Raw genomic sequence first — 1,111 nt, forward strand, 5'->3', positions numbered from 1 at the left:
TGCGAACACGTGCCGCCGTTGCTGTTGAAGCTGGAAAGCCGCTTGAGATCATGGAGGTCAACCTTGACGGCCCGCGTGCCGGTGAGGTGCTGGTCGAGATCAAGGCGACAGGTCTGTGTCACACCGATGAATTCACCCGTTCGGGCGATGATCCGGAGGGGATTTTCCCCGCTATTCTGGGCCACGAAGGGGCTGGCGTCGTGATCGAGGTGGGTGAGGGCGTGACCAGCCTTGAAGTGGGCGACCATGTGATCCCGCTTTACACGCCCGAATGTCGCGAATGCGAATATTGCCTGAACCCGAAAACCAACCTGTGCCAGAAAATCCGCAGCACGCAGGGTGCTGGCCTGCTGCCTGACGGGTCGACCCGGTTTTCGATGCTCGATGGCACGCCGATCCATCATTACATGGGCTGTTCGACCTTTGCCAACCACACGGTTGTGCCCGAAATCGCCCTTGCCAAGGTGCGCAAGGACGCGCCGTTCGACAAGATTTGCTATATCGGTTGCGGGGTCACTACCGGCATCGGCGCGGTGATCAATACCGCCAAGGCCGAGATCGGATCGCGCGGTATCGTCTTTGGTCTGGGCGGCATCGGGCTGAACGTGATTCAGGGGCTGCGGCTGGCAGGGGCTGACCAGATTGTCGGCGTGGACCTCAACGACAGCAAGGAAGAAATGGGTCGCCATTTCGGCATGACCGACTTTGTGAACCCTTCAAACGTTGACGGAGATCTGGTCGCCCATCTGGTCGAGCTGACCGGCGGCGGGGCCGATTATACCTTTGACGCAACAGGCAATGTGGGCGTTATGCGCACAGCCCTTGAGGCCGCGCACAAGGGCTGGGGCGAGAGCATCATCATCGGGGTCGCACCCGCCGGTGCCGAGATCGCGACCCGTCCGTTCCAGCTTGTCACCGGGCGCAGCTGGCGGGGGACCGCTTTTGGCGGCGCGCGGGGGCGCACGGATGTGCCGCGGATCGTGGACTGGTACATGGACGGCAAGATCGAAATCGACCCGATGATTACCCACAAACTGACATTGGACGAAATCAACCACGGGTTCGACCTGATGCACGAAGGCAAATCAATCCGCGCCGTGGTGGAGTTTTA

General features: G+C 60.8%; 1 protein-coding gene. It reads left to right on the forward strand.

The window, feature by feature from the left end; translation table 11 throughout:
• Positions 1–1,111: S-(hydroxymethyl)glutathione dehydrogenase/class III alcohol dehydrogenase (locus tag C8N45_RS22940; protein ID WP_245882843.1), on the forward strand; the 1,111-nt coding region annotated here is incomplete at both ends.

The organism is Yoonia sediminilitoris, from assembly GCF_003058085.1.
Lineage (GTDB): Bacteria > Pseudomonadota > Alphaproteobacteria > Rhodobacterales > Rhodobacteraceae > Yoonia > Yoonia sediminilitoris.